We start from the raw sequence: 21,836 nt of genomic DNA on the forward strand, positions 1-21,836 counted from the left end.
AATTTTAATACTGAAGATAGTGTGTATTTTAACCATATTAATATATAGTTAGCCAAGTTCGCTTTTTTTGAATAAAGAGGCAACAGATAAAACCTCTATTAAAAAAAAGAACTCACTACCAAATTTTTTCGGTAGTGAGTTCTTAAAGTGTTGTAACAAATAATTACTTCTTTAGAAAGTTTTCAGGAATAGAAAAGCTGTCTCTAAAACCTTCAACAAATTTAATATTGGTAATTGTAGCGCTTCCTATTTTATCAGATAATCCTGTTTCAATATTCCAACCATAATAGCCCCAATTTGTAGCAAACGGAATGCCATCGACCATTTTATAATCTTGGTATTTTATCGCATGCGGATCTGCTTCTGCCGCCTCTTTGGTTTTCCCAGCAGTAACAATATAAGCAGCATGTTCTAAAAGATGGGTGTTTTTATTCTTGTATACAATATACCAATCATCTGGTGCATCACCAATATTTGCCCCAAAAGTTAATTTTGAAATGTCAAAAGCAGGATTGATTTCTTTTGTTTTAAAAGCATCATTCCATTTTGTTCCATCATCATTTAATTTATAAGGAAAAAGGAAAAAATAACTCCAAGTATATGCATGAAAACGAACTCCCGGATTGTCTTTTAAGCTAGGAGAAACAAAAATATTTTCTTTATTTACAAAAATTTCATCACCATTTTTATAAGTAATTTGTGCCAAATCAGATGTTGTAGAAACAGTAACTTTAGCATCAAAAATTTCATTTCCTCCAAATTCAATCAAAGCATCAAACTGTATTGCTTCATTTGTTAAAAAAGCATCTTTTTTATGTGCTACTTCAATTTTTTGAGAAAAGGTTTTTTCAATAGGTTTCTCTGTAATTTGTTTTGTGGTTGCTGGCGATTTTTTACAGCCTACAATAAGCACTAAACCTGCAAGTAATGTAATAATAGTTTTTTTCATGTGATGTTTTAAGATACGTTAATAATCGCAGCAGCATTTGAATCCTTACAAATTAGTTCTCTTTTTTTATAAAAAGGAAATAATTTATTCAAACATAAAATCGAATCGATATTTATGTGTTTTAAAACAAATTTTACGCCAAATATGTCTTTAGTTAAACAGAAATTATCAATTCTTATAGAAGCGAAAAAAAATAGGTTTTCAATTGATATTAAGCTTTAGCACCATTACTTTTTGCTGTTTCTACCCAATGTTCTGCAATCCCTTTTGTGTCTGCTCCTAAACCTCTAGATAAATGCAGTGCCACACCCATTACAAGTACAGAAGCTTCGTGAAGTTCTACAAGTGTTTGTAAACTCCCAAATTTTTCTTGTGCTTTTAATAATAGCAAATCATTGTGTTTTTGAGCAAAAGTAACAGGATTCTCTGTGTCTGTTGTTATTTCAGGAATCATCAAACAATCCATCCATTCTTTACTTATTCTTTCCGCTGAAATTTCTGGAAGCTCGTTGCCCATTTCTCTCCAAACTGCTAATGTTTTGAAATCTCCAGAAGCTGCCAAACCAGACTCTAATAATAACTCAAAAGCAATATCAGCGATGTTTTGCATGATGAGCAAATAGGCATCTTGCGCCTTTTCAAAAGGAGCCGCATCTTGTCCTTTTAGATATTCACCAACACTTAACTTAGGCAAATTTAAAACTTCTGCGCAATCCGTTAAACAAGGAAACTGTTTCCCCTCATAAATATAATGTGCTTTATCAAATTGTATTTGACGTCCTAACGGATACAAACGACATGCTAACGGACGACCTTCGTGAACACTACAACCTACATTTTCTACATACTGACTGCAAGCTTTTTGTCCTTTTTTATCTTCTTTCCCGTTAAAGGTTAGTCTAATACCGCCAAAATCTGAATACAAATCTCTAAATGCTCGTGCAGTAATTTTTTTCTCTTTACTGAAACATAATAATTCCCATGGATTTAACATGACAGCTTTTCCAAAACAACAAGTTCCAGCTCGAGAACAGGTAAGTGGTAATATACTTTGAGAACTTAGTTTTGTTGTTTGCATTATTAAGATTGATTTGTAATGGTTTTATTAAATGGAATAACCACAAAGCTAAAGATTAATAGCAATCTTGAGGCTAAATGGTAGCGAAATTTTATCAACTGGTTTTAAGCTTCTAAAATTTCTAATTGCTGTATCACTTGTTGTGCTGTTACCGGATACGGTTTCTCTTCTCTAAGGGTTTTGTACACATCATCGAACACGTGCATATAAGAAGATTTTTTAGAAGTTATAGGTTCCTGTTTTTTTATTCCTTCTGTTGTAATGGATGTTAAAATACCTTGTTTACTAGGTGCTTCTATACCAAATAAAGGATTCGACGGAATCATGCCTTCCAATAATTGTTTTTCTTGAACATCTGCACGCTGCTTTACATATGAACCTTTTGTTCCGTGTAAAATAAATGCAGGTTGTGGTTCTGAAACCAACATGCTTGTTGTAATAAAAATTTGCAGACCTTCTGGATATAATAAATGAAAGTGAGAATAATCATCTACCTGAGTATCCGGACGAAAATGACCCAAGTTTTTAGTCCATTTAAGTGGAGTTCCGAAAATAGAAATTGCTGCATCTAGTAAATGCGGACCTAAATCATAGGCTAAACCACTACCCGGAACTTGCGTTTCTTTGGTGACTTTCTCGCCAATAACATATTTATAGCGATCATAACGAAGGTGGAATTCTACTAATTTCCCTAATTTACCAGAGTCTGATACACTTTTTACTGATAAAAAATCACTATCGTACCGTCTGTTTTGGTATGGAAGTACCTCACAATTGTATTTCTTTGCTGCTTCAAATAATTTCTTTGCGTCTGAAGAATTTACTGTAAAAGGTTTTTCTAGCAACACATGCTTTTTCGCTTTTAATGCTTTTAAAGCAAACTCAAAATGAGTAGGATTTGGTGTGTTAACAATGACTAACTCTATCTCTGGATCTGCTAAAAGTGCATCAATAGTATCGTAGCTTTTTATCTCTGGATATATAAGATGTGCCTTTTTTTTAGTTCTTTCAACAACAGCACTTAATTCAAAATTTTTATGTTCATTCAAAAAAGGGGAATGAAATACTTGTCCGGACATTCCGAAAGATAATATTCCTGTTTTTATTGGAGTTATGGTCATTTAATATTGATTTATTTTTCTTGAACAGCGTTGCGTTATTCTCCGTTTTGGTCAAATATAATAATTTTAATACACGCTGTTTTGTCTATTCTTAATTTAAAATTGAAGATGTTATTTCGAAGATTGATTGTGTTTTTTATAGCATCATTTGATGTTATCAAAGAAAATATAGAGTATTATGATTTTAAACTGATTCAATTCCCTTTAACCCTTTCCCACAATTCCGATAACAATTTTTTACCATCACTTTTTTCTTTAGGCTCTTCAATAAAAAACGGAGTTCCGTTTGCATCCACTTCAATCTTGTATTTAAAAACGAAGTTTTCAGCATTAGGTTGCATGCTTAGTGCACCAAAACGTAAATCGTTAAAATATAAAATGTCGTCTTTTTTATTGATGGTGTACCAACCTTTAGAAATAGCAATCATTCTTTTTACTTTAGGATGCTTTGCCAAATCACCTAATAACTCATGATTTTTAGGATAGCTAGAAAAGGCAATCGGATTCTTATCTAAAAAAGAAGAATGACCAATTAAGAAAGCTTTTTCAGTTTCAACGTTTGCCGTCCATAAAATAGTGTTTAATGGTGTTGGTTTTGTTTCTATGTCTTTGTAAATAATGTTTTGTGCAGAAAGTTCTTTGGTGAATGTTTGATATGAAATCCCTTTTAAAACAAGCGCAAGTATTAGATAAGAACTGCTAATAAGCAATCCCCAATTATTATAAAAGCGTCTTTTTTTCGATTCCTTTTTTTGACGCATTGCTAAAATTAGAAAAATCAAAAACGGAACGGTATATAAAGGGTCTACCACAAAAATATTTTTGAAGGCTAAGCGAATATCCAAAGGCCAAAAAAGTTGCGTTCCCCAAGTGGTTTGTGCATCTAAAATAGGATGTGTTATAAAAGTCCAAAAGAAAAACCAAGACCAATTTTTAAGGTTTTTATATTTCTCATATCGTGTAACTAGAAACGCAAAAATAGGAGCAAAGAGTACAGAGAAAAAAATAGAATGTGTAACACCTCTGTGAATTTCTAATGCGGTAACTTTATCTGTAAAGAAGGCAGAAAGCACATCTAAATCGGGAATTGTACCAGCAATAGCACCATATAACATGGCTTTGTTACCAATTTTTCTTCCTAAAACGGCTTCTCCAATGGCAGCACCTAAAACTATTTGAGTTAATGAATCCAATTTTTAAAATGTATTTAATTTGCTATTTTAATTAGTAACTTTTTCTAAATTTTTTTTCAACTGAAAAGTCAATTAAGTTCATGAAATTTTCATGAACCCCTAAGGTATCGTCTAATTTTAAGGCTTTCATCAGTTTTAAAATTTGTTCAGGATGGTATTGTAAATCAGGAACCGATACATATTTTTCAAAAAGACTTCCGATACTTTTGTAGTATAACTGCTCAAAACCATTTAAATCTTTTGGCATTTCAGCTACATATTCATAAGAATTTACATTAAAAGATTGTAAAACAGCACCAACATAATTTTTGTGTAAAATCTGTTTAGGGTTCACAATATTCAATTCTTTTATAGCAGGATTTAAAAATGCGTATAAAATTGCTTTCGATACAAAATCTACAGGAACAATGTTCAACCCACTTTCTTTATCAATCCAAATTCTAAAGTTTTTGGTAGCTTTGGTTGCATATTTGTCTAAAAACATTGGCCATGAATAAAAAACATCAAATTTAGGTGTTTCATAAAAAGGAGCATCCAGTAAACGACCGCAAATAATACTTGGTCTTAAAATTTGAGAAGAAATATTCTTTAATTTACAGGTTTCTTTTACATACAATTCGCTTTCGTATTTAGATTGCTCATACGGATTTCTAAATTCTGTAACAGTATAGTTTTCAATGTTGTCATTTACTTTTTCATCCTGAATGCCAAAAGAATACGCAGTACTAATGTAAATAAAACGGTTTACGGCTGCTGGTAATTGCTCTAAAAGTTGCTTTGTTACCAAGTAGTTTTGCGTGTGTACTTTCTCTTTAGAATCGGTAGTATGTAATAAACTTGTAGAGCCAGCGCAATGAATAACCGTACTAAAATTATGTTTTTCTAAAGTGCTTTTAGTAATAGTTGATAAATCATGCGGTATGACCGTGATTTTTTCCAAACAGGCTTCTAAACTAAAGCTATTTAAATACTCAGGACAAGATTCATCTTGTAAAATAGCGACTAAGCGCTCTTGCGCTGTTTTATGATCATTATCTCTTATAATAAGAAAAAGATGCTGTACTGTTTTCTCTACAATGGCTTTGTGTAGCCATTCAAAAATAATGTGACTTCCAACAATTCCGCCACCACCAGTTAATAAACAATTCATAGATATATTTAAGCTGTATTTCAACCAGTAAAAATACCCTTTTTTAAATTAAAAATAGCATTCTCCAAGCGTCACTATTTGCCATTTTTATGAGCTCTATTTTTACTTACTTAAATAAAATCTACCAAACCTTTATATTTATTTTTGATGTTATATAGCTTTAATTTTTATTGTTTTTTTGCCTTCAATAGTTATTTTAGAGCCTTCAATAAGCATGATAGACAATGGTTTTATATGGTTTAAGAATTCAAAGTCTCTTCCATATATTAGTTCGAAGTCTACATTAATTTCAAAACTTTCAACTTTATATTGTTTCCACCTTGGGTGTGTAACTTGGTACTCATTGGTAACGCTATCATTTACTTTTGCATAGCCCCAATAATGTTCAGTTATAAATTCAGTTTCACTATTTTTTTCAATAATTGTCTTTTCTAGAGCAGCAGTAATTTTAAAAGATTGCCAAATTTTATTTTTTCTCCAATAATATGCAACGCTTCTATTTGTATTATTTTCTTCCCATTTATACTTCATGGGCATTGTTTCATAATGCTCTTTATAAATGGTGTTTGCAACAAATGTTAATACTGGTTTAGAAACAATTTCTTTAATAAAAACAGCACCACGTTTCCAAGTATTATTTTCAAACCTTCTTACATAAAACCTTAAATTTACTTCTTCGACAGTACCGTGAAATGGTACTTTTATTCCTAATATTTTAGTGTCTAGAAAAATGAAACCTATTAAACTAACAAAACATTTTCCTTCCCATAAATCTAGTTCTGTTCCTGGCGGAATATATTTTTCGAGAACACTTGGGGCTACTTCATAATTAGCAAAAGCCAATTTTCGCCATTCTGCCTTTAAAAAACTCATTTTTATTTGTTTTAATTTACGATGGGTAGATATTGTAGTATCTAGTAAAAATACGCTTTTTAAGGCATAAAAAAAACAGCACCCTCGAAGTTTCGAGATTTGCTGTTTTATAACTTAATTGTTTTGCTAAAAATTTATCCTTTGTAAAAAGGTAATTTAACGATGGTTGCAGGAATCGCTTTTTTACGAACCTGAATATGAATTTGTGTGCCAGCTTTAGACATAATTCTTGGTACATACCCCATTCCAATTCCTTTTTGTAAACAAGGACTCATGGTACCAGAAGTTACATTTCCTATAACATTTCCATTTCCGTCTACAATATCATACCCTTGTCTTGGTATTCCTCTTTCATCCAACTCAAAGGCAACCAATTTTCTTTCTGGTTTGTGTTCTTTTTGTTTTGCTAAAGCTTCTGCATTTACAAAGTCTTTGGTGAATTTGGTAATCCAACCTAAACCAGCTTCAATTGGAGACGTTGTATCGTCAATGTCATTCCCATACAAGCAAAATCCCATTTCTAAACGCAAGGTGTCTCTTGCAGCTAAACCAATAGGCTTAATCCCGTAAGCTGCACCTGCCTCAAAAACCTTCTTCCATATTTGTTCAACTTCAGAATTTTTACAGTAAATCTCGAATCCGCCAGACCCCGTATAACCAGTCGCAGAAATAATTATATTCTCTACACCAGCAAAATCACCAATTTTAAATTTGTAAAAAGGGATTGCTTCCAAGTCCAGAGAAGATAACGGCTGCATTGCTTCCATGGTTTTAGGCCCTTGAATTGCTAACAAAGAATAGTCTTCAGATAAATCTTTTAAATCGGCTTTAAATTCTTCATTAAAAGAAGAAATCCAGTTCCAATCTTTTTCAATATTAGAAGCATTTACCACCAATAAATATTCGTTTTCTTTAAGCTTGTAAATGATTAAATCATCTACAATTCCGTTTTCTTTATTCGGAAAACAGCTGTATTGTGCATCACCAATTTCTAGTTTAGAAGCGTCATTAGAAGTCACTTTTTGTATCAAAGCCAACGCCTTTTCTCCGCTAACTAAAAATTCACCCATGTGGCTAACATCGAAAACACCAACAGCTTCTCTAACTGTTAAATGCTCTGCAGTAACGCCTTCATATTGTACAGGCATATTGTAACCAGCAAAAGGAACCATTTTTGCGCCTAATTTTTCGTGAATTGAATGTAATGCAATATTTTTCATTGATAGATTTCTTAAAATTTAGGCTAATTTATTGAAAAATTCGCAATTATCAACCACTAATATTTTGTTAATCTTTTTAACTTAAAAAGAATTAATGCTACATTTGAGAAACCAACAACTAAACCCATTGTAATGAATAATTTTAAATTTCTTTTGATTGCTTTATTCGTAACTTCTTTTAGCGGATTTTCACAAACACCAACCGATTTCTTATCAAAAGACTTTCATAAGAATAGAAGAGATGCTTTGCGTGTAAAAATGCCAACAAATTCTGTTGCGGTCGTGTTTGCAAATCCGGTGAGAAATAGAGCAAATGATGTAGATTATGTGTTTCATCAAGATCCGAATTTTTATTATTTAACAGGGTATAGAGAGCCAAACGGAGTTTTAGTGTTGTTTTCTGATGAGCAAACTAATGAAAAGGGTGTTTCTTATAATGAAATTCTATACGTTCAAAAACGAGATAAAAGAGCCGAACAATGGAATGGGAAACGTTTAGGCGTTGAAGGAGCAAAAAATGAATTGGGCTTTAAAGTGGCATTAAATGCTGATGAGTTTGTAAATTCAAACATTAATTTTAAAAATTTTGATCGAATTTTTATTGAGGAATTCCATGACGATTATAGAAATTCAGCTAGAGATAAGGCAGAAGTTTACGATTTGGTGGTTGCTTTTAAAGAAAAAGCAGCATACAATCCGAAGAACTTTTTATCACCCATGAAAAAACAAATCTACGAGTTGATAAAAACAACATCCATAGAAAATAGTGCCAATGTTGCGCAAATAATTGGTAGAGCTTTGGCATATGATCCTTCACTAAAAAGTGATGAAGATTTAATGAAATTTAAAGAGGCTACAGATGACAGTTTAAAAAAAGAATTGCAACAGAAAATAGCCTTAAAACTAGACGCTAAAACAAATATTGATATTACTTTTTTATCAGCAAACTTGGCAACCTTAAGAGAAGTAAAGACAACAGAGGAATTAAAATTATTAACCAAAGCTATTCGTATTTCTGCCATTGGGCAAGTCGAAGTTATGAAAGCCATGAAACCGCACATGTCTGAAATGGAATTGCAAGGAATTCATGAATTTGTGTATAAAAAATATGGGGCAGCCTATGAAGGTTATCCGTCTATAGTTGGCGCAGGAAACAATGGTTGTATCTTACATTATATAGAAAACAGTAAAACGAAGTTAGATAATGAATTGGTTTTAATGGATTTGGGTGCAGAATATAGAGGGTACACAGCAGATGTAACTCGAACAATTCCTGCAAATGGTAAATTTTCTAAAGAGCAAAAAGCCATTTATGAAATTGTGTACAATGCCCAAGAAGCAGGTATTGCTGCTTATATTATTGGAGAAAGCATGGCGAAACCAAATGTACTTTCGAAGAAAATTGTAGATGAAGGCTTATTTAAATTAGGTATTATAAAATCTGTAGATGAGAAGCATCCTTATTATCCTCATGGCACTTCGCATCATATTGGTTTAGATGTGCATGATCCAGGAAATTACGATAATTTTGAAGAAAATATGGTGGTTACAATGGAACCAGGAATTTATATTCCAGAAGGAAGTACGTGTGATAAAAAATGGTGGGGAATCGGAATTAGAATAGAAGATGATATTTTAGTAACTAAAAACGGTCCTGTAAACTTATCATCCGAAGCACCAAGAACAGTTAAAGAGATCGAAAAAATGATGGCAAAAAAATCTGTTTTAGATGATTTTGTATTACCAAATTTAGATAAATAATGAGTAAAACAGCCATAATTTTAGGAGCTACAGGTTTAACTGGTGGTCTTCTTCTAGAAAAGTTAATAGCAGACACCTCATATCAAAAAATAAAACTTTTTTCTAGAAGTGCTGTAACGATAACTTCAGATAAAATTGAAGAACATTTAATAGATTTACTAAAATTAGAAGATTCTAAAAAGGACTTTACCGCAGACCACGTTTTTTGTTGCATTGGCACCACAGCTTCAAAAACAAAAGACAAAGAATTATACAAATCGATAGATTATGGCATTCCTGCAACTGCTGCAAAACTTGCCAAACAAAATAATATCCATACTTTTGTAGTCATGTCTTCTATGGGAGCAGATGCCAAAAGTTCTGTGTTTTACAACAAAACAAAAGGCGAAATGGAACAAGCTATTTTGCAGCAAAAAATAGCACATACTTTTATAGTAAGACCTTCTTTAATTGGTGGCGATAGAAAAGAATTTAGATTCGGCGAAAAAATAGGACAAGCAATTCTAAAAATTTTAAACCCTTTATTAATAGGAGGTTTAAAAAAGTACAGAATGATTCATCCAGAAAAAATAGCAAGTTGTATGCAAATACTTGCAAATGAACATGATGTTGAAACAATAATCAGTTCAGATAAAATTTTAACAATAGTAAATACTAAAGAATAATGAACACAGAACAACCCAATAATCCAATGCATGGAATAAAATTAGCTACCATTTTAGAGCAGCTTTTTAAAGAATATGGTTGGGAAGAATTAGGAGACCTTTTAAATATTAATGCTTTTAAAAACAATCCTACATATAAATCGAGTTTAAAATTTTTAAGAACCACACCTTGGGCAAGAGAAAAAGTAGAAAGATTGTATGAAAAAACAATGTTAAAATAATTTTTAGAAGCTATTTCCTGCTTTCACTACTTGCTTTTTTTATCCTAAAAAGGAATAAAAAAGAGCTCAAACAAACCGTTCAATCAGGGCTAAACTTGTTTGCTAGCTTTTACTTTCACTAAAAAGGAACTTCATAACAATAAATTTAAAAATCTGTCAGTTTATTAAAACGGACAGATTTTTTTATGACTTATTAAGTATCACTCATAATTTTTCGCTGCTGTTTAATGGTAAGTGTGTTTCCGTCATGGCTCCAACCCGGAGCCGCAAATGCATACTTAAATTTATGATACCAGTTTTTAGATTTTTTCATATCACGCCATATATCTTTATATTCATGCGTTAAAATTGTAATGGGATTATAGGAATCGGGCGCGTGGGTTACACCATATTTTATGGCAATCGTTTCGTCTAGTTCTTTCCAAGTACCGAAAATACGATCAAAGATATTTAAAAAACCACCATGATTTTTGTCCATATACTCTGCGTTCTGGGCATGATGTACTTGATGCATTGTATGTGTGTTCAGTATTTTTTCAAAGAATCCTAATTTTGGTACGTAAACAGTATGCAATTGAAATTGCCATAAAGCTTCGATACCTAAACATACAACGAGCATTTCTGGCGGAAAACCGATGGCAACAATCCACATATAGAAAAAGGGTTTGTACAGAATAGTAAACCAACCATTTCTTACCGCAGTACCTAAATTGAAGTTGTCTGACGAATGGTGTACAATATGCGCTGCCCAAAGAAAACGAACATTATGGTTTTGTCTGTGAAACCAATAGTAGCTAAAATCGTCTAATAATTGACATAAAATCCAGATATACCAAGCGTACCCAAAAGATTCGTACCCCATTATATTTGTGCGAACTCCGTCTAAAATTGGATTAAAAATTTCATACACAAAATTAAAAAGTACAATAGCGGCAATTGTTTTTGTTAAAGGAGCTAAAATAGCAGAACCAATTCCCATGGTAAGGCTAGCAGCTAAATCTTTCCACTTGTAAAGGTTTTTTTTCTTCTCTTTTTTATGGTGTTTGCTGTAGGTTAGTTCAAGTAAAATAAGACCTAAAAAACAAGGAACACCGTATACTAGAGGGTTTGTAAAATCCATAAAATAATTGGGTTTATTATGCTATAAAACTAAGGTAATAATACTCGCTCAGGCAAGGTTTAAGAGATAGTTTCAATTTTTTTTAAGAGTTGTTATTTTAAAAAGCAACTTTTTATTTATCATTTCTGCAAGCATATAGAGCATCAATTTATAAAAATAGACTCTTTTTTTTAAAAGGATAAAAAAGTTCAACCAGGGCCAAAATTGTTTGCTAGCTTTTTTTTAATAAATGATTATACCTCACAGGTTTTTAAAACCTGCGAGGTCTAATCACTTTGAAATAAGTTTTTTCTACCGCTTTGCTTTGTTGTAATTAATTTTCTAAAACCAAAAGGGTGTTTAGTAATCTGTTAAAAAATTAATTAGCAATTATTTGAAGCACCAACTCTTTTGTTAAAGGTCTTCCGTTGGCCATTTTTTTAATAGCATCAAACGTAAAAACAAAATCGCAACCCGTTTTATAAGCAGAACAACCATAAGCTGATTTTCCCTTTAAAACAGTTCCTTGTTTACATTTCGGACAAGAGATTTTGTCAGTAGCTTTTTCTGGAGAAATCGCAGCTGCCGTTTTTTTAGCTTCAAGTTTTAGTTTGAAATTTTCATCAAAACGAATTAATCCCTCAACTGAACCAGCATCCGTTTTAAAACCTTTTAAATTTGTGGTACATCCTTTGTCAATCAATCGTATCAATTGATTTTCTGAAACCTTCTTTCCGTAGATTTCAAATGGAATTTTTAAATCACAATTGTTTTTATATTCAGAGCATCCAAAAGCAGCAGCACCTTTTAAAAGGTTTCCTTTTTTACATTTCGGACAGATTTTTCCAAGAACTTCTTTTTTTACTTTTGATTTGGTTTTCGCTTTTGAAGCTACAGATTGCTCTGTTTCATTCTCAGTGACAGTAGCATTCGAAGAAATTCTTTTTTTAGAAGTGTTAGAACGGACTTCATACACCAATTCATCTACCATTTTCTTCATATTATTAATGAAGGTTCCAGCATTAAATTCTCCGCGTTCAATTTCTTTTAAACGTTTTTCCCAACGTCCGGTTAACTCAGCAGACTTTAATAATTCGTTGTCAATAATGTTAATTAAATCAATTCCTGTTTGTGTTGGTAACACCAATTTCTTTTTTCGCTCAATATATTTTCTTCGGAATAAGGTTTCAATAATACTTGCTCTTGTAGAGGGTCTTCCAATTCCGTTTTCTTTCATCAATTCACGCAAATCATCATCATCTACTTGCTTACCTGCAGTTTCCATGGCGCGTAATAAACTTGCTTCTGTAAAATTTCTTGGTGGTTTGGTCTCCTTTTCTAAAAACGAAGGTTCATGTGTTCCTTTTTCGCCTTTTACAAAAGAAGGCAAGGTAACTTGCTCGTTTAAATCTTTCTTAATTTTGCTTTCTTCTGTTTCAAAAGCAACACGCCAACCTTTGGTTAAAATTTCTTTTCCGGTTGTTTTAAAAGGAACATCTGCAGCCTTACCAATTACAGAGGTATTAGAAACATCTGAATCTGGATAAAAAACACCAATAAATCTACGTGTAATAATATCGTACACCTGTTGTTGATTGTATTGTAAATTCCCTTGAATTCCGGTAGGAATAATCGCGTGGTGATCTGTTACTTTTTTATCATCAAAAACACGTTTAGATTTTTTTATTTTACTTGCTAAAAGAGGTTGTGTTAATTCGCTATAGTTTGTTAATTTCGATAAAATTCCTGCAATTTTAGGATACACATCATTTGGTAAGAAAGTAGTATCTACTCTTGGGTAGGTAACAACTTTCATCTCGTATAACTTCTGAACCATTTTTAATGTTTCATCTGCAGAAAAACCGAATTTATTATTAGAGTATACTTGTAAACCGGTTAAATCGAACAATTTAGGAGCGTACTCTTTTCCTTTCTTTTTGGTGACAGAAACAATTTCGAAATCAGATTCTTTAACTTTATTAGCTAAAACTTGTCCGTCTTCTTGCTTTAAAAAGCGCCCGTCTTCATAATTAAAAAGGGTATTTCTATATGTAGTTTGTAATTCCCAATACGGTTGTGGTTTAAAGTTCTCAATTTCCACAAAACGATTTACCAACATCGCTAGGGTAGGAGTTTGCACCCTACCAACTGATAAAACTTGCTTATAACCACCAAATTTAACGGTGTATAAACGGGTTGCGTTCAACCCTAAAAGCCAATCTCCAATGGCTCTAGAAAATCCTGCATAATAGAGGTTGTCATATTTTTCTGCAGGTTTTAAATTTTTAAAACCTTCTTTAATTGCTTCTTCTGTTAAAGAAGAAATCCATAAACGCTGAACTTCTCCTTTATAACCAGCCTGATTAATTACCCAACGCTGAATCAATTCTCCTTCTGTACCAGCATCCCCACAATTGATAACAACAGTTGCTTTGTCGAACAAAGATTTTACAATATTAAATTGCTTTCTAATTCCTGCATCGCCTGTTACTTTGGTATCAAAACGTTCTGGAAGCATTGGCAAATTATTCAAATCCCAACTTTTCCAATGCGGTTTGTAATCTTTAGGTTCTAAAAGTGTGCACAAATGTCCGAAAGTATATGTTACCGCATAACCGTTTCCTTCGTAGTAACCATCACGTTTTGTGTTGGCTCCTAGAATACTAGCTATTTCTCTTGCTACAGATGGTTTTTCGGCAATACAGACTTTCATTGGTTCTTTTTGTGAGGTCGAAAGTAAGGAAATATATGAAAAGTTTTACAAATCTTTATTTAACTTATTAGGATTTTGTCTGGTATCAAAAACAGTAATGATTTCTATTTCTTGTTGATTTTTAAGAACTCTGTAATAAAAAGTAGTTTGTTTGGTAACTAGACACTTGTAAAGACCTTTATATTCAAGTGATTCTAAGCAACTATTAGGGTGGAGTTTTATTTGCTGAATTTTTAGGTCGAACTTTTTAATGAAATTATTTTTAGTTTGTAAACTCCAGTTTTCAATTAGATGATTAATTACTTTAATATATTTAAGCCTTGCTAATTCAGAATAAAAAACCTGCATTAAGAGACTTCATCTAAAACAGATTCATAAGAAACTCTTTTACCTTCATTTAATTCTTTAATTCCTTGTTGAATTTCTTCTTTTTCAGAAAGACTTAATTCGTTCCAAAAATCATTGTGTTGCCAAAGTAATTTTTCAAGTTTAGATATTGTTTCTTCATTCTCTAAATTGATGAAATCAGTAATAAATGCTAGTTTTCTTTTTTGTAGAGAAGGATTTAGATTGACATACTCTATATTATTTTCATTAACAACATCTAAATCAAAATTAGATTCATCAAGTATATTTCTTATTTTTAAAAGAGTTTCCGGATTTTCAATATCCAAAATTTCTTTTATCAATACTATTTTTGTTGTTTGAATATCCATTTTTTTTCTTTTTATAAAGATAAGAAATTATTATTTTACTTCATCAAAGTCAATTGAATTTGCTTGTTAATAACATTAACATCTAGCACTTTTACAATAATTTGTTACTGAAGGTTAACAATGCATTTACATCTTTAAAAATAAAATATTAAAAAAAAAAAGACCTCTTTTTGTTTCTAAAACATGAAGGACTGCATTTTATTTCAATTTTGAGAGTTCTTTTTTTACATCTTCCCAAGAGACTTTTTTCTTTTTATTAGACTCAATAATTTCTTGTTGTATTTCATTCTTTTGAGAATCACTTAAGTCATCCCATAAATCTGTTTTTTCTATTTTATTGCTCATTTTATAAATATAAAAAATTATTATTTTACTAAAGCCAATTGAATTCGTTTTCTCACAACATCAACCTCTAAAACCTTTACACTAATTTGTTGTTGTAAAATAACAATGGCGTTTACATCTTTTACAAACGTATCTGATAAATTAGAAACGTGAATTAAACCACTTTCTTTGATACCAATATCTACAAAACAACCAAAATTGGTAATATTATTTACAATTCCTGGTAATATTTGTCCGATTCTTAAATCTGAAATTGTTGTAATCGTTGCATCAAAAGAAAATACTTTAGCCTTTGCTCTTGGATCTACACCTGGTTTTTCTAATTCACTTATAATATCTTGCAACGTAGGCAAACCAATTGTTGAAGATGTATATTTTTGTAAATTTATTTTTTGAAGCACCTCTTTATTTCCAATGAATTCAGAAATGTTTTTCTTTAAATCCTGGGCTATTTTATCAACCAAACTATAACTTTCTGGATGCACGGCAGAATCGTCTAACGGATTTTTTCCATTTTTAATTCTTAAGAAGCCAGCAGCTTGTTCGTACGCTTTTCCACCTAAACGCGGTACTTTTTTAATAGCAATTCTAGAAGTAAAAGAACCATTCTCATTTCTGTAGTTTACAATATTTTCTGCTAATTTTGGTCCGATTCCAGAAACATAACTCAACAAAGATTCGCTTGCCGTATTTATGTTAACGCCAATGGTATTTACACAACTTTCTACAGTGGTGTCTAAAGATTTTTTCAACTTCGTTTGATCTACGTCATGCTGGTATTGCCCAACACCAATGGATTTTGCATCAATTTTTACCAATTCAGCCAAAGGATCTTGCAATCTTCGTCCAATAGAAACAGCACCACGAACCGTAACATCGTAATTTGGGAATTCTTCTCTTGCAATTTTTGACGCTGAATAAATAGACGCGCCAGCTTCACTCACCACAAAAATAGCAACAGGATTTTTAAATTCGATTTTTTTAATTAGTTGTTCGGTTTCTCGAGAAGCAGTTCCGTTACCAATAGCAATCGCTTCAATTTTATGTGCATCAACTAAAAAGCTAATTTTTTGAATCGCTTCTGTAGATTGATTCTGTGGCGCATGTGGAAAAATAGTGTCATTGTGTTCTAAGTCTCCTTGTTCATTTAAACAGACAATTTTGCAACCAGATCTAAAGCCAGGATCTACTGCTAGAATTCTTTTTTCACCCAAAGGAGCGCCTAGAAGCAATTGTTTTAGGTTTTTAGAGAATACCGTTATCGCATCTTCATCTGCTTTTTCTTTCGCAATTAACAACCTTTCATTTGACAAAGAAGGAAACAATAAACGTTTAAAAGCATCTTTAATGGCGAGTTCTATGTGAGGAGCACACTCATTTTGAGAACGAATAATACGCTCTTCCATTTTTTGAAGCGCTCTTTCTGCATCAATTGCTATTTTAACACGAATAAAACCTTCGCTTTCTGCTCTTAATATTGCTAAAAAACGATGAGAAGGAATTCGACTTAAAGACTCACTCCAGTCGAAATAATCTTTAAATTTCTGTGCTTTCTCATCCTCAATTTTACTCTTTATAACTTTTGATGAAATGGTAGCATGTCTTTCTAGTTCACGTCTAATATTACCACGAATGTCGGTACGCTCATTTATCCATTCTGCAATTATAAAACGAGCACCTTCCAGCGCATCTTCAATTGTTGTAACTTCGTTGGATGTATATTTTGAAGCCGTATGTTCTAAGTCGTTTACACGCTGACTCATCATCATTTTTGCCAATGGTTCTAAACCTTGTAAACGGGCAGTTTCTGCTTTGGTTTTACGCTTTTTCTTAAAAGGTAAATACAAATCTTCTAAAGTAATTAAATGGCTAGCAGTTGTTACTTTTTGTGCTAAGTCATCTGTTAAAACATGTTGTTCTTCTAAAGCTTTTAAAATAGTTTTTTTACGCTTTTCTAAAACTTCAAAAACTTCTTTAAATTTTACAATCTCTCCAACTTGAACCTCATCTAAATTACCGGTCATTTCTTTTCTATATCTCGATATAAACGGAATGGTAGCATCTTCATTTAACAATGAAATAGTATTTGCTACAGATTTAGAAGATAGCTGAGTTTGTTGAATTATATATTGAAGTATTTGCATTTGTTCGATAGCGTTTAAAGGAATAAAAAATCCTCATAAAAGTAAATTTATGAGGTTGTAAATATAGTTTTTAAATTGATTTTTTAAACAACTACTTTTTCGAAAGCGAATCTCTTAGCGTTGTAATTGGTATAAATAATTCCGCAATACTTGTAGCCTAATTTTCTTAATAAAGATTGCATCCCTGTATTCTCTTCGTGCGTATCAATCTTTAAACTTTTAATATTTTTTTCTAGTAATTGTAAATGAAATTCATGAAACATAAAAGTAGCCAAACCAAATTTTCGAAACTCCTTTTTAATTGCCATTCTATGAATAACTCCGTAGACTTCAGTTTCATCAATACTCCAATTTCCATCAATAATTTTGTAGGTTGGTTCTGGGTTTGACGTAAACATAGAAGTTGCCATAATCTGATTTTCATCATTAACAACCACGTAACTTTCCTCTTTTAAAATGTCTTGTTCTACTTGTTCTGTATTCGGATATCCGTTTTGCCATTGATTGATATTTTGAGAAGCTAAATATTGTTTTGCCTCTTCAATAATTACCATAACATTCGAAATATCTTCAATTTTAGAAAGTCTTATTCTCATATAAAATAAATGTTTAAAAAAAAACCACGAATTCATTTTTAATTCATGAATTCGTGGCTAAAATAATTTATTTTTAGAAGCTTCTATGCTGAAGCTTTGTCTTTTTTAGTTTTCTTTTGCGAAGTAAAATCAACAATTTCTTGATTGTGTAAAATATCTTTCAACGTTTGTCCTTTTCTAATTAAGTAATCTTTTCCTTTGTAAATCATTATTTCTGGCGGCAAAAATCGTGAGTTGTAATTTGAAGCCATAGAAAAACAATATGCGCCGGCATTGTGAAAACATAAAACATCTTCTTCAGAAATTTCTGCAATTCTTCTATTAGAACCAAAAGTGTCTGTTTCGCAAATATAACCTACCACAGAGTAGTATCGGTCTCTTCCTTCAGGATTAGAAATGTTTGTAATGTGGTGATAAGAATCATACATCATTGGTCTTACGAAGTGATTAAAACCAGAATCTACATGTGCAAAAACAGTAGAAGTTGTTTGTTTTACAACATTTACTTTGGCTAAGAAAACACCTGCTTCAGAAACTAAAAATTTTCCTGGTTCGAACATCAACGTAATTTCTTTTCCGTATTCTACACAAAATTCATTGAATCTTTCTGATAATTGCAATCCTAGTTGCTCGATATCTGTAGAAATATCTCCTTCTTTATACGGTACTTTAAATCCACTTCCAAAGTCAATAAAATCGATGTTTTCAAATTGTTTAGCAACATCAAATAAGATTTCTGTCGCACGTAAAAAAGTATCGATATCTAAAATATCTGAACCTGTGTGCATGTGAATTCCATTAATATTCATTCCTGTATTCTCCACCACACGTTTAATATGCGGAACTTGGTGAATAGAGATTCCGAATTTAGAATCGATATGGCCTACCGATATTTTAGAATTTCCACCCGCCATAATATGCGGATTGATACGAACACAAACAGGAATTTCTGGGTGTTTTTGTCCGAATAATTCTAAAATAGAAAGATTATCTATATTAATTTGAACGCCTAATTTTGCGACTTCTTCAATCTCTTTTAAAGAAACTCCATTTGGGGTAAAAATTATTTTCTTTGGGTCAATTCCTGTTGTTAAACCTAAATGAACTTCTTGAATAGAAACGGTATCTAAACCTGCACCAATATTTTTAAAAAACTTTAAAATATTGATGTTAGATAGTGCTTTTACAGCATAATTTAGTTTTAAATTCTTAACGCTGCTAAAAGCATTTGTTAACCTGTTGTATTGCGATTCGATTTTATCGGTATCGTAAACATATAAAGGACTTCCGTATTTATTTGCTATTTCTAAAAGTTGTGCTCTTTCCACGATGATTCTAATTTATTTCTGTCAAAAGTAATTAAATTGTTTAATATAAGTTGAATTGTTTAAAAATATAACATATTGTTTTATTTTGTGATTTTTAGATGCTGGCGAGGTTCCTTATTAGAAATACAAATTTTACAAATAATAGCTAACAAGTGAGTGAAATTCATTTTAAATTTGTGAGCCTGAAACGTTCATAATTAAATAAAGAAAAAAAACTTAAGAAGTGATAGTTTTTAATAAAATTAGGATCTAAATTTTACTTTTTTATTAAGTTTCTAAATTAAAAGAACCTTAACAAAATGAAATCAAAATCCATTAAAAAACCGTTGAAATCATGTTGATAACTAATTAACTAAGATGTTTTGTTTTAGCTGGTTTAATGTTATTTTAGCAAGGCTTCAAACCTAACAACAGTAAGACATTTCATGAGTCAAGAAACAAAATATACAGAAGATAATATCAGGTCTTTAGATTGGAAAGAGCATATAAGAATGCGTCCGGGAATGTACATTGGTAAATTAGGGGATGGTTCTTCTGCAGATGACGGAATTTACATTCTTGTAAAAGAAGTTTTAGACAATTCCATTGACGAATACGTGATGGGAGCCGGAAAAAACATCGAAATTTCTATTCATGGAAGTAAGGTTACAGTTAGAGATTACGGACGAGGAATTCCTTTAGGGAAAGTAGTAGACGTGGTTTCTAAAATGAATACTGGTGGTAAATACGACTCTAAAGCATTTAAAAAATCGGTAGGTTTAAACGGCGTTGGTACAAAAGCAGTAAATGCGCTTTCCTCTTTTTTTAGAGTTGAATCTTCGCGTGATGGAAAATCTGCATCTGCAGAATTTAGCCAAGGAAATTTAGGGAATCAAGAGTTTTTAGAAGAAACTTCGCGTAGAAAAGGTACGAAGGTTTCGTTTATACCAGATGAAGAGATCTTTAAAAAATACAAATACAGAAATGAGTATGTAGCAAAAATGCTGAAGAATTATGTGTATTTGAACCCAGGTTTAACCATCATTTTTAACGGTGAAAAGTTCTTTTCGGAAAACGGACTGAAAGATTTATTGGAAGATAACAACAACAAAGAAGACATGTTGTATCCAATAATTCACTTAAAAGGAGAGGATATTGAAGTTGCCATAACGCACAGTAAAACGCAATACTCAGAAGAATATCATTCTTTTGTAAACGGACAACATACCACACAAGGGGGGACGCACCAAGCGGCATTTAGAGAAGCAATTGTAAAAACCATTCGAGAATTTTACGGGAAGAATTTTGAGGCTTCAGATATTAGAAAATCCATTATTTCTGCGATTGCAATCAAAGTAATGGAGCCAATTTTTGAAAGTCAGACTAAAACAAAATTGGGTTCTACAGATATGGGAGGAAACTTGCCAACGGTAAGAACGTATATTAATGATTTTCTAAAAACCAAGCTAGATAATTATTTGCATAAAAATGCAGAAGTAGCAGACAAGCTTCAGCGAAAAATAATGCAAGCCGAAAAAGAACGTAAAGAGCTTTCTGGAATTCGAAAATTGGCAAAAGATAGAGCAAAGAAATCTAGTTTACACAATAAAAAATTACGCGATTGTAGAATTCACTTAGGCGATATTAAGAAAGAAAACTATTTAGAAACTACGTTGTTTATTACAGAGGGAGATTCTGCATCTGGTTCTATTACAAAGTCGCGAAACGTAAATACACAAGCGGTTTTTAGTTTGAAAGGGAAGCCTTTAAATTCGTACGGATTGAGTAAGAAAATCGTGTATGAAAATGAGGAATTTAATTTATTGCAAGCAGCTTTAAATATAGAAGATGGTTTAGAAGAGTTGCGGTATAACAATATTGTAATTGCAACAGATGCCGATGTAGATGGAATGCACATTCGTTTGTTACTGATTACTTTTTTCTTACAATTTTTTCCTGAATTGATCAAAGAAGGACATTTATACATCTTAGAAACGCCGTTGTTTAGAGTTAGAAACAAAAAACAAACATTTTATTGTTATTCTCAAGAAGAAAAACAACAAGCAATAGGTAAATTAAGAGGGAAACCAGAAATAACTCGATTTAAAGGTTTGGGAGAGATTTCACCAAATGAGTTTGTTCATTTTATAGGAGATGATATCAGGTTAGATCCTGTAATGTTAGACAAAGAAATGTCTATTGAGCAAATGTTAGAATTTTATATGGGTAAAAATACACCCGACAGACAGAAATTTATTATTGAAAATTTAAAAGTTGAGATAGATACTCTAGAAGATGAAGAAGTTTAATAAAACATTAATTAAGAATATTTTTACCGGGTTATTTGTAGTGTTATTCATTTTTTGCCTGTCTTTAATAGATTGGAATAATTTAGGAAGTAAAAATAATTCAGGAGCTTTTTTTGGAGTTTTATCAGCGGCATTATTTATTGTTTCATTCCAAATAAAAAATAAAGAGCCAAAAGCGTAATATAAAATTGGAGGACGTAATTTGCGCCCTCTAATTCTGTGAATATGGAATTGTGCTGCGCTCTAATGTTTTATGAATAATAAGTAGTTGCCAAGTTATTAAGTGTTTTAAAAAGTGATAGGGCAATTGCTGTAAATATTAAGATGATTAGAATATTTATAAAAATGTGAATTTTTTTAACTGATGATTTAAGTT

The 21,836-nt window shown here is 31.7% G+C and carries 20 protein-coding genes; 5 read left to right on the forward strand and 15 right to left on the reverse strand.

What is annotated here, in order from left to right:
* Positions 1-163: 163 nt before the first annotated feature.
* From ES045_RS07895 to gcvT, 7 genes are all read right to left on the reverse strand, one after another.
* Positions 164-949, reverse strand: a complete 786-nt coding sequence (locus ES045_RS07895; RefSeq protein WP_147115057.1) for a hypothetical protein — start codon at positions 947-949, stop codon at positions 164-166.
* Between the two features lie 211 nt (positions 950-1,160).
* The gene (locus tag ES045_RS07900) at positions 1,161-2,027 is read right to left on the reverse strand and encodes a YkgJ family cysteine cluster protein (RefSeq protein WP_147115060.1); all 867 of its coding nucleotides are present in this window, start codon (positions 2,025-2,027) and stop codon (positions 1,161-1,163) included.
* 104 nt (positions 2,028-2,131) lie between these two features.
* The gene (locus ES045_RS07905; RefSeq protein ID WP_147115063.1) at positions 2,132-3,148 is read right to left on the reverse strand and encodes a Gfo/Idh/MocA family oxidoreductase; all 1,017 of its coding nucleotides are present in this window, start codon (positions 3,146-3,148) and stop codon (positions 2,132-2,134) included.
* Between the two features lie 194 nt (positions 3,149-3,342).
* Positions 3,343-4,341, reverse strand: a complete 999-nt coding sequence (locus tag ES045_RS07910; RefSeq protein WP_147115066.1) for a metal-dependent hydrolase — start codon at positions 4,339-4,341, stop codon at positions 3,343-3,345.
* 31 nt (positions 4,342-4,372) lie between these two features.
* A complete protein-coding gene (locus tag ES045_RS07915) occupies positions 4,373-5,491 on the reverse strand; it encodes an SDR family oxidoreductase (protein ID WP_147115069.1) in 1,119 nt (372 codons plus the stop codon).
* Positions 5,492-5,641: 150 nt separating this feature from the next.
* On the reverse strand, positions 5,642-6,364 hold the full coding sequence (locus ES045_RS07920) for a YqjF family protein (protein ID WP_147115072.1): 723 nt from the start codon (positions 6,362-6,364) through the stop codon (positions 5,642-5,644).
* Positions 6,365-6,498: 134 nt separating this feature from the next.
* Entirely contained in the window at positions 6,499-7,584 is a 1,086-nt protein-coding gene (gcvT, locus tag ES045_RS07925) for a glycine cleavage system aminomethyltransferase GcvT (protein ID WP_147115075.1), read from the reverse strand.
* A 132-nt stretch (positions 7,585-7,716) separates the two neighbouring features.
* Here gcvT and ES045_RS07930 point away from each other — a divergent pair, with 132 nt between their 5' ends.
* From ES045_RS07930 to ES045_RS07940, 3 genes are read left to right on the forward strand one after another with little or no spacing between them, the layout of a single operon-like run.
* The gene (locus ES045_RS07930) at positions 7,717-9,345 is read left to right on the forward strand and encodes an aminopeptidase P N-terminal domain-containing protein (protein ID WP_147115080.1); all 1,629 of its coding nucleotides are present in this window, start codon (positions 7,717-7,719) and stop codon (positions 9,343-9,345) included.
* The gene (locus ES045_RS07935; RefSeq protein ID WP_147115085.1) at positions 9,345-10,010 is read left to right on the forward strand and encodes an NAD(P)H-binding protein; all 666 of its coding nucleotides are present in this window, start codon (positions 9,345-9,347) and stop codon (positions 10,008-10,010) included. The genes ES045_RS07930 and ES045_RS07935 overlap by 1 nt, the downstream gene beginning before the upstream one ends.
* Entirely contained in the window at positions 10,010-10,231 is a 222-nt protein-coding gene (locus tag ES045_RS07940; RefSeq protein ID WP_100945031.1) for a VF530 family DNA-binding protein, read from the forward strand. The genes ES045_RS07935 and ES045_RS07940 overlap by 1 nt, the downstream gene beginning before the upstream one ends.
* A 193-nt stretch (positions 10,232-10,424) precedes the next feature.
* Here ES045_RS07940 and ES045_RS07945 read toward each other — a convergent pair whose 3' ends face one another.
* The 8 genes from ES045_RS07945 to lysA form a co-directional block, all read right to left on the reverse strand.
* A complete protein-coding gene (locus tag ES045_RS07945) occupies positions 10,425-11,351 on the reverse strand; it encodes a sterol desaturase family protein (RefSeq protein WP_147115090.1) in 927 nt (308 codons plus the stop codon).
* A gap of 358 nt (positions 11,352-11,709) precedes the next feature.
* Positions 11,710-14,043, reverse strand: a complete 2,334-nt coding sequence (locus ES045_RS07950; protein ID WP_147115095.1) for a type IA DNA topoisomerase — start codon at positions 14,041-14,043, stop codon at positions 11,710-11,712.
* 45 nt (positions 14,044-14,088) lie between these two features.
* The gene (locus tag ES045_RS16840) at positions 14,089-14,391 is read right to left on the reverse strand and encodes a type II toxin-antitoxin system RelE/ParE family toxin (protein WP_147115100.1); all 303 of its coding nucleotides are present in this window, start codon (positions 14,389-14,391) and stop codon (positions 14,089-14,091) included.
* Positions 14,391-14,759: a hypothetical protein gene (locus tag ES045_RS07960; RefSeq protein ID WP_147115103.1), complete on the reverse strand. Its 369-nt coding sequence runs from the start codon at positions 14,757-14,759 to the stop codon at positions 14,391-14,393. The genes ES045_RS16840 and ES045_RS07960 overlap by 1 nt, the downstream gene beginning before the upstream one ends.
* 198 nt (positions 14,760-14,957) lie before the next feature.
* On the reverse strand, positions 14,958-15,104 hold the full coding sequence (locus ES045_RS16365) for a hypothetical protein (RefSeq protein ID WP_189663049.1): 147 nt from the start codon (positions 15,102-15,104) through the stop codon (positions 14,958-14,960).
* A gap of 20 nt (positions 15,105-15,124) precedes the next feature.
* Positions 15,125-17,248 carry a Tex family protein gene (locus ES045_RS07965; protein ID WP_147115108.1) on the reverse strand — a complete coding sequence of 708 codons (2,124 nt, stop codon included), beginning with the start codon at positions 17,246-17,248 and terminating at the stop codon, positions 15,125-15,127.
* A gap of 83 nt (positions 17,249-17,331) precedes the next feature.
* Entirely contained in the window at positions 17,332-17,844 is a 513-nt protein-coding gene (locus ES045_RS07970; RefSeq protein WP_147115111.1) for a GNAT family N-acetyltransferase, read from the reverse strand.
* Positions 17,845-17,927: 83 nt separating this feature from the next.
* On the reverse strand, positions 17,928-19,172 hold the full coding sequence (lysA, locus tag ES045_RS07975) for a diaminopimelate decarboxylase (protein ID WP_147115114.1): 1,245 nt from the start codon (positions 19,170-19,172) through the stop codon (positions 17,928-17,930).
* 425 nt (positions 19,173-19,597) lie between these two features.
* Here lysA and ES045_RS07980 point away from each other — a divergent pair, with 425 nt between their 5' ends.
* Positions 19,598-21,460 carry a DNA topoisomerase IV subunit B gene (locus tag ES045_RS07980; protein WP_147115117.1) on the forward strand — a complete coding sequence of 621 codons (1,863 nt, stop codon included), beginning with the start codon at positions 19,598-19,600 and terminating at the stop codon, positions 21,458-21,460.
* Positions 21,447-21,641: a hypothetical protein gene (locus ES045_RS07985; protein WP_147115120.1), complete on the forward strand. Its 195-nt coding sequence runs from the start codon at positions 21,447-21,449 to the stop codon at positions 21,639-21,641. Before ES045_RS07980 ends, ES045_RS07985 begins: the two co-directional genes overlap by 14 nt.
* Positions 21,642-21,836 lie beyond the last annotated feature (195 nt).

This window comes from Polaribacter sp. IC073, assembly GCF_007997075.1.
Classification (GTDB): Bacteria; Bacteroidota; Bacteroidia; order Flavobacteriales; family Flavobacteriaceae; genus Polaribacter.

Coding starts and splice junctions, on each gene's coding strand:
- ES045_RS07895 (WP_147115057.1), bottom strand. CDS start 949: ATGAAAAAAACTATTATTACATTACTTGCAGGTTTAGTGCTTATTGTA.
- ES045_RS07900 (WP_147115060.1), bottom strand. CDS start 2,027: ATGCAAACAACAAAACTAAGTTCTCAAAGTATATTACCACTTACCTGT.
- ES045_RS07905 (WP_147115063.1), bottom strand. CDS start 3,148: ATGACCATAACTCCAATAAAAACAGGAATATTATCTTTCGGAATGTCC.
- ES045_RS07915 (WP_147115069.1), bottom strand. CDS start 5,491: ATGAATTGTTTATTAACTGGTGGTGGCGGAATTGTTGGAAGTCACATT.
- ES045_RS07920 (WP_147115072.1), bottom strand. CDS start 6,364: ATGAGTTTTTTAAAGGCAGAATGGCGAAAATTGGCTTTTGCTAATTAT.
- gcvT (WP_147115075.1), bottom strand. CDS start 7,584: ATGAAAAATATTGCATTACATTCAATTCACGAAAAATTAGGCGCAAAA.
- ES045_RS07930 (WP_147115080.1), top strand. CDS start 7,717: ATGAATAATTTTAAATTTCTTTTGATTGCTTTATTCGTAACTTCTTTT.
- ES045_RS07935 (WP_147115085.1), top strand. CDS start 9,345: ATGAGTAAAACAGCCATAATTTTAGGAGCTACAGGTTTAACTGGTGGT.
- ES045_RS07940 (WP_100945031.1), top strand. CDS start 10,010: ATGAACACAGAACAACCCAATAATCCAATGCATGGAATAAAATTAGCT.
- ES045_RS07945 (WP_147115090.1), bottom strand. CDS start 11,351: ATGGATTTTACAAACCCTCTAGTATACGGTGTTCCTTGTTTTTTAGGT.
- ES045_RS07950 (WP_147115095.1), bottom strand. CDS start 14,043: ATGAAAGTCTGTATTGCCGAAAAACCATCTGTAGCAAGAGAAATAGCT.
- ES045_RS16840 (WP_147115100.1), bottom strand. CDS start 14,391: ATGCAGGTTTTTTATTCTGAATTAGCAAGGCTTAAATATATTAAAGTA.
- ES045_RS07960 (WP_147115103.1), bottom strand. CDS start 14,759: ATGGATATTCAAACAACAAAAATAGTATTGATAAAAGAAATTTTGGAT.
- ES045_RS16365 (WP_189663049.1), bottom strand. CDS start 15,104: ATGAGCAATAAAATAGAAAAAACAGATTTATGGGATGACTTAAGTGAT.
- ES045_RS07965 (WP_147115108.1), bottom strand. CDS start 17,248: ATGCAAATACTTCAATATATAATTCAACAAACTCAGCTATCTTCTAAA.
- ES045_RS07970 (WP_147115111.1), bottom strand. CDS start 17,844: ATGAGAATAAGACTTTCTAAAATTGAAGATATTTCGAATGTTATGGTA.
- ES045_RS07980 (WP_147115117.1), top strand. CDS start 19,598: ATGAGTCAAGAAACAAAATATACAGAAGATAATATCAGGTCTTTAGAT.
- ES045_RS07985 (WP_147115120.1), top strand. CDS start 21,447: ATGAAGAAGTTTAATAAAACATTAATTAAGAATATTTTTACCGGGTTA.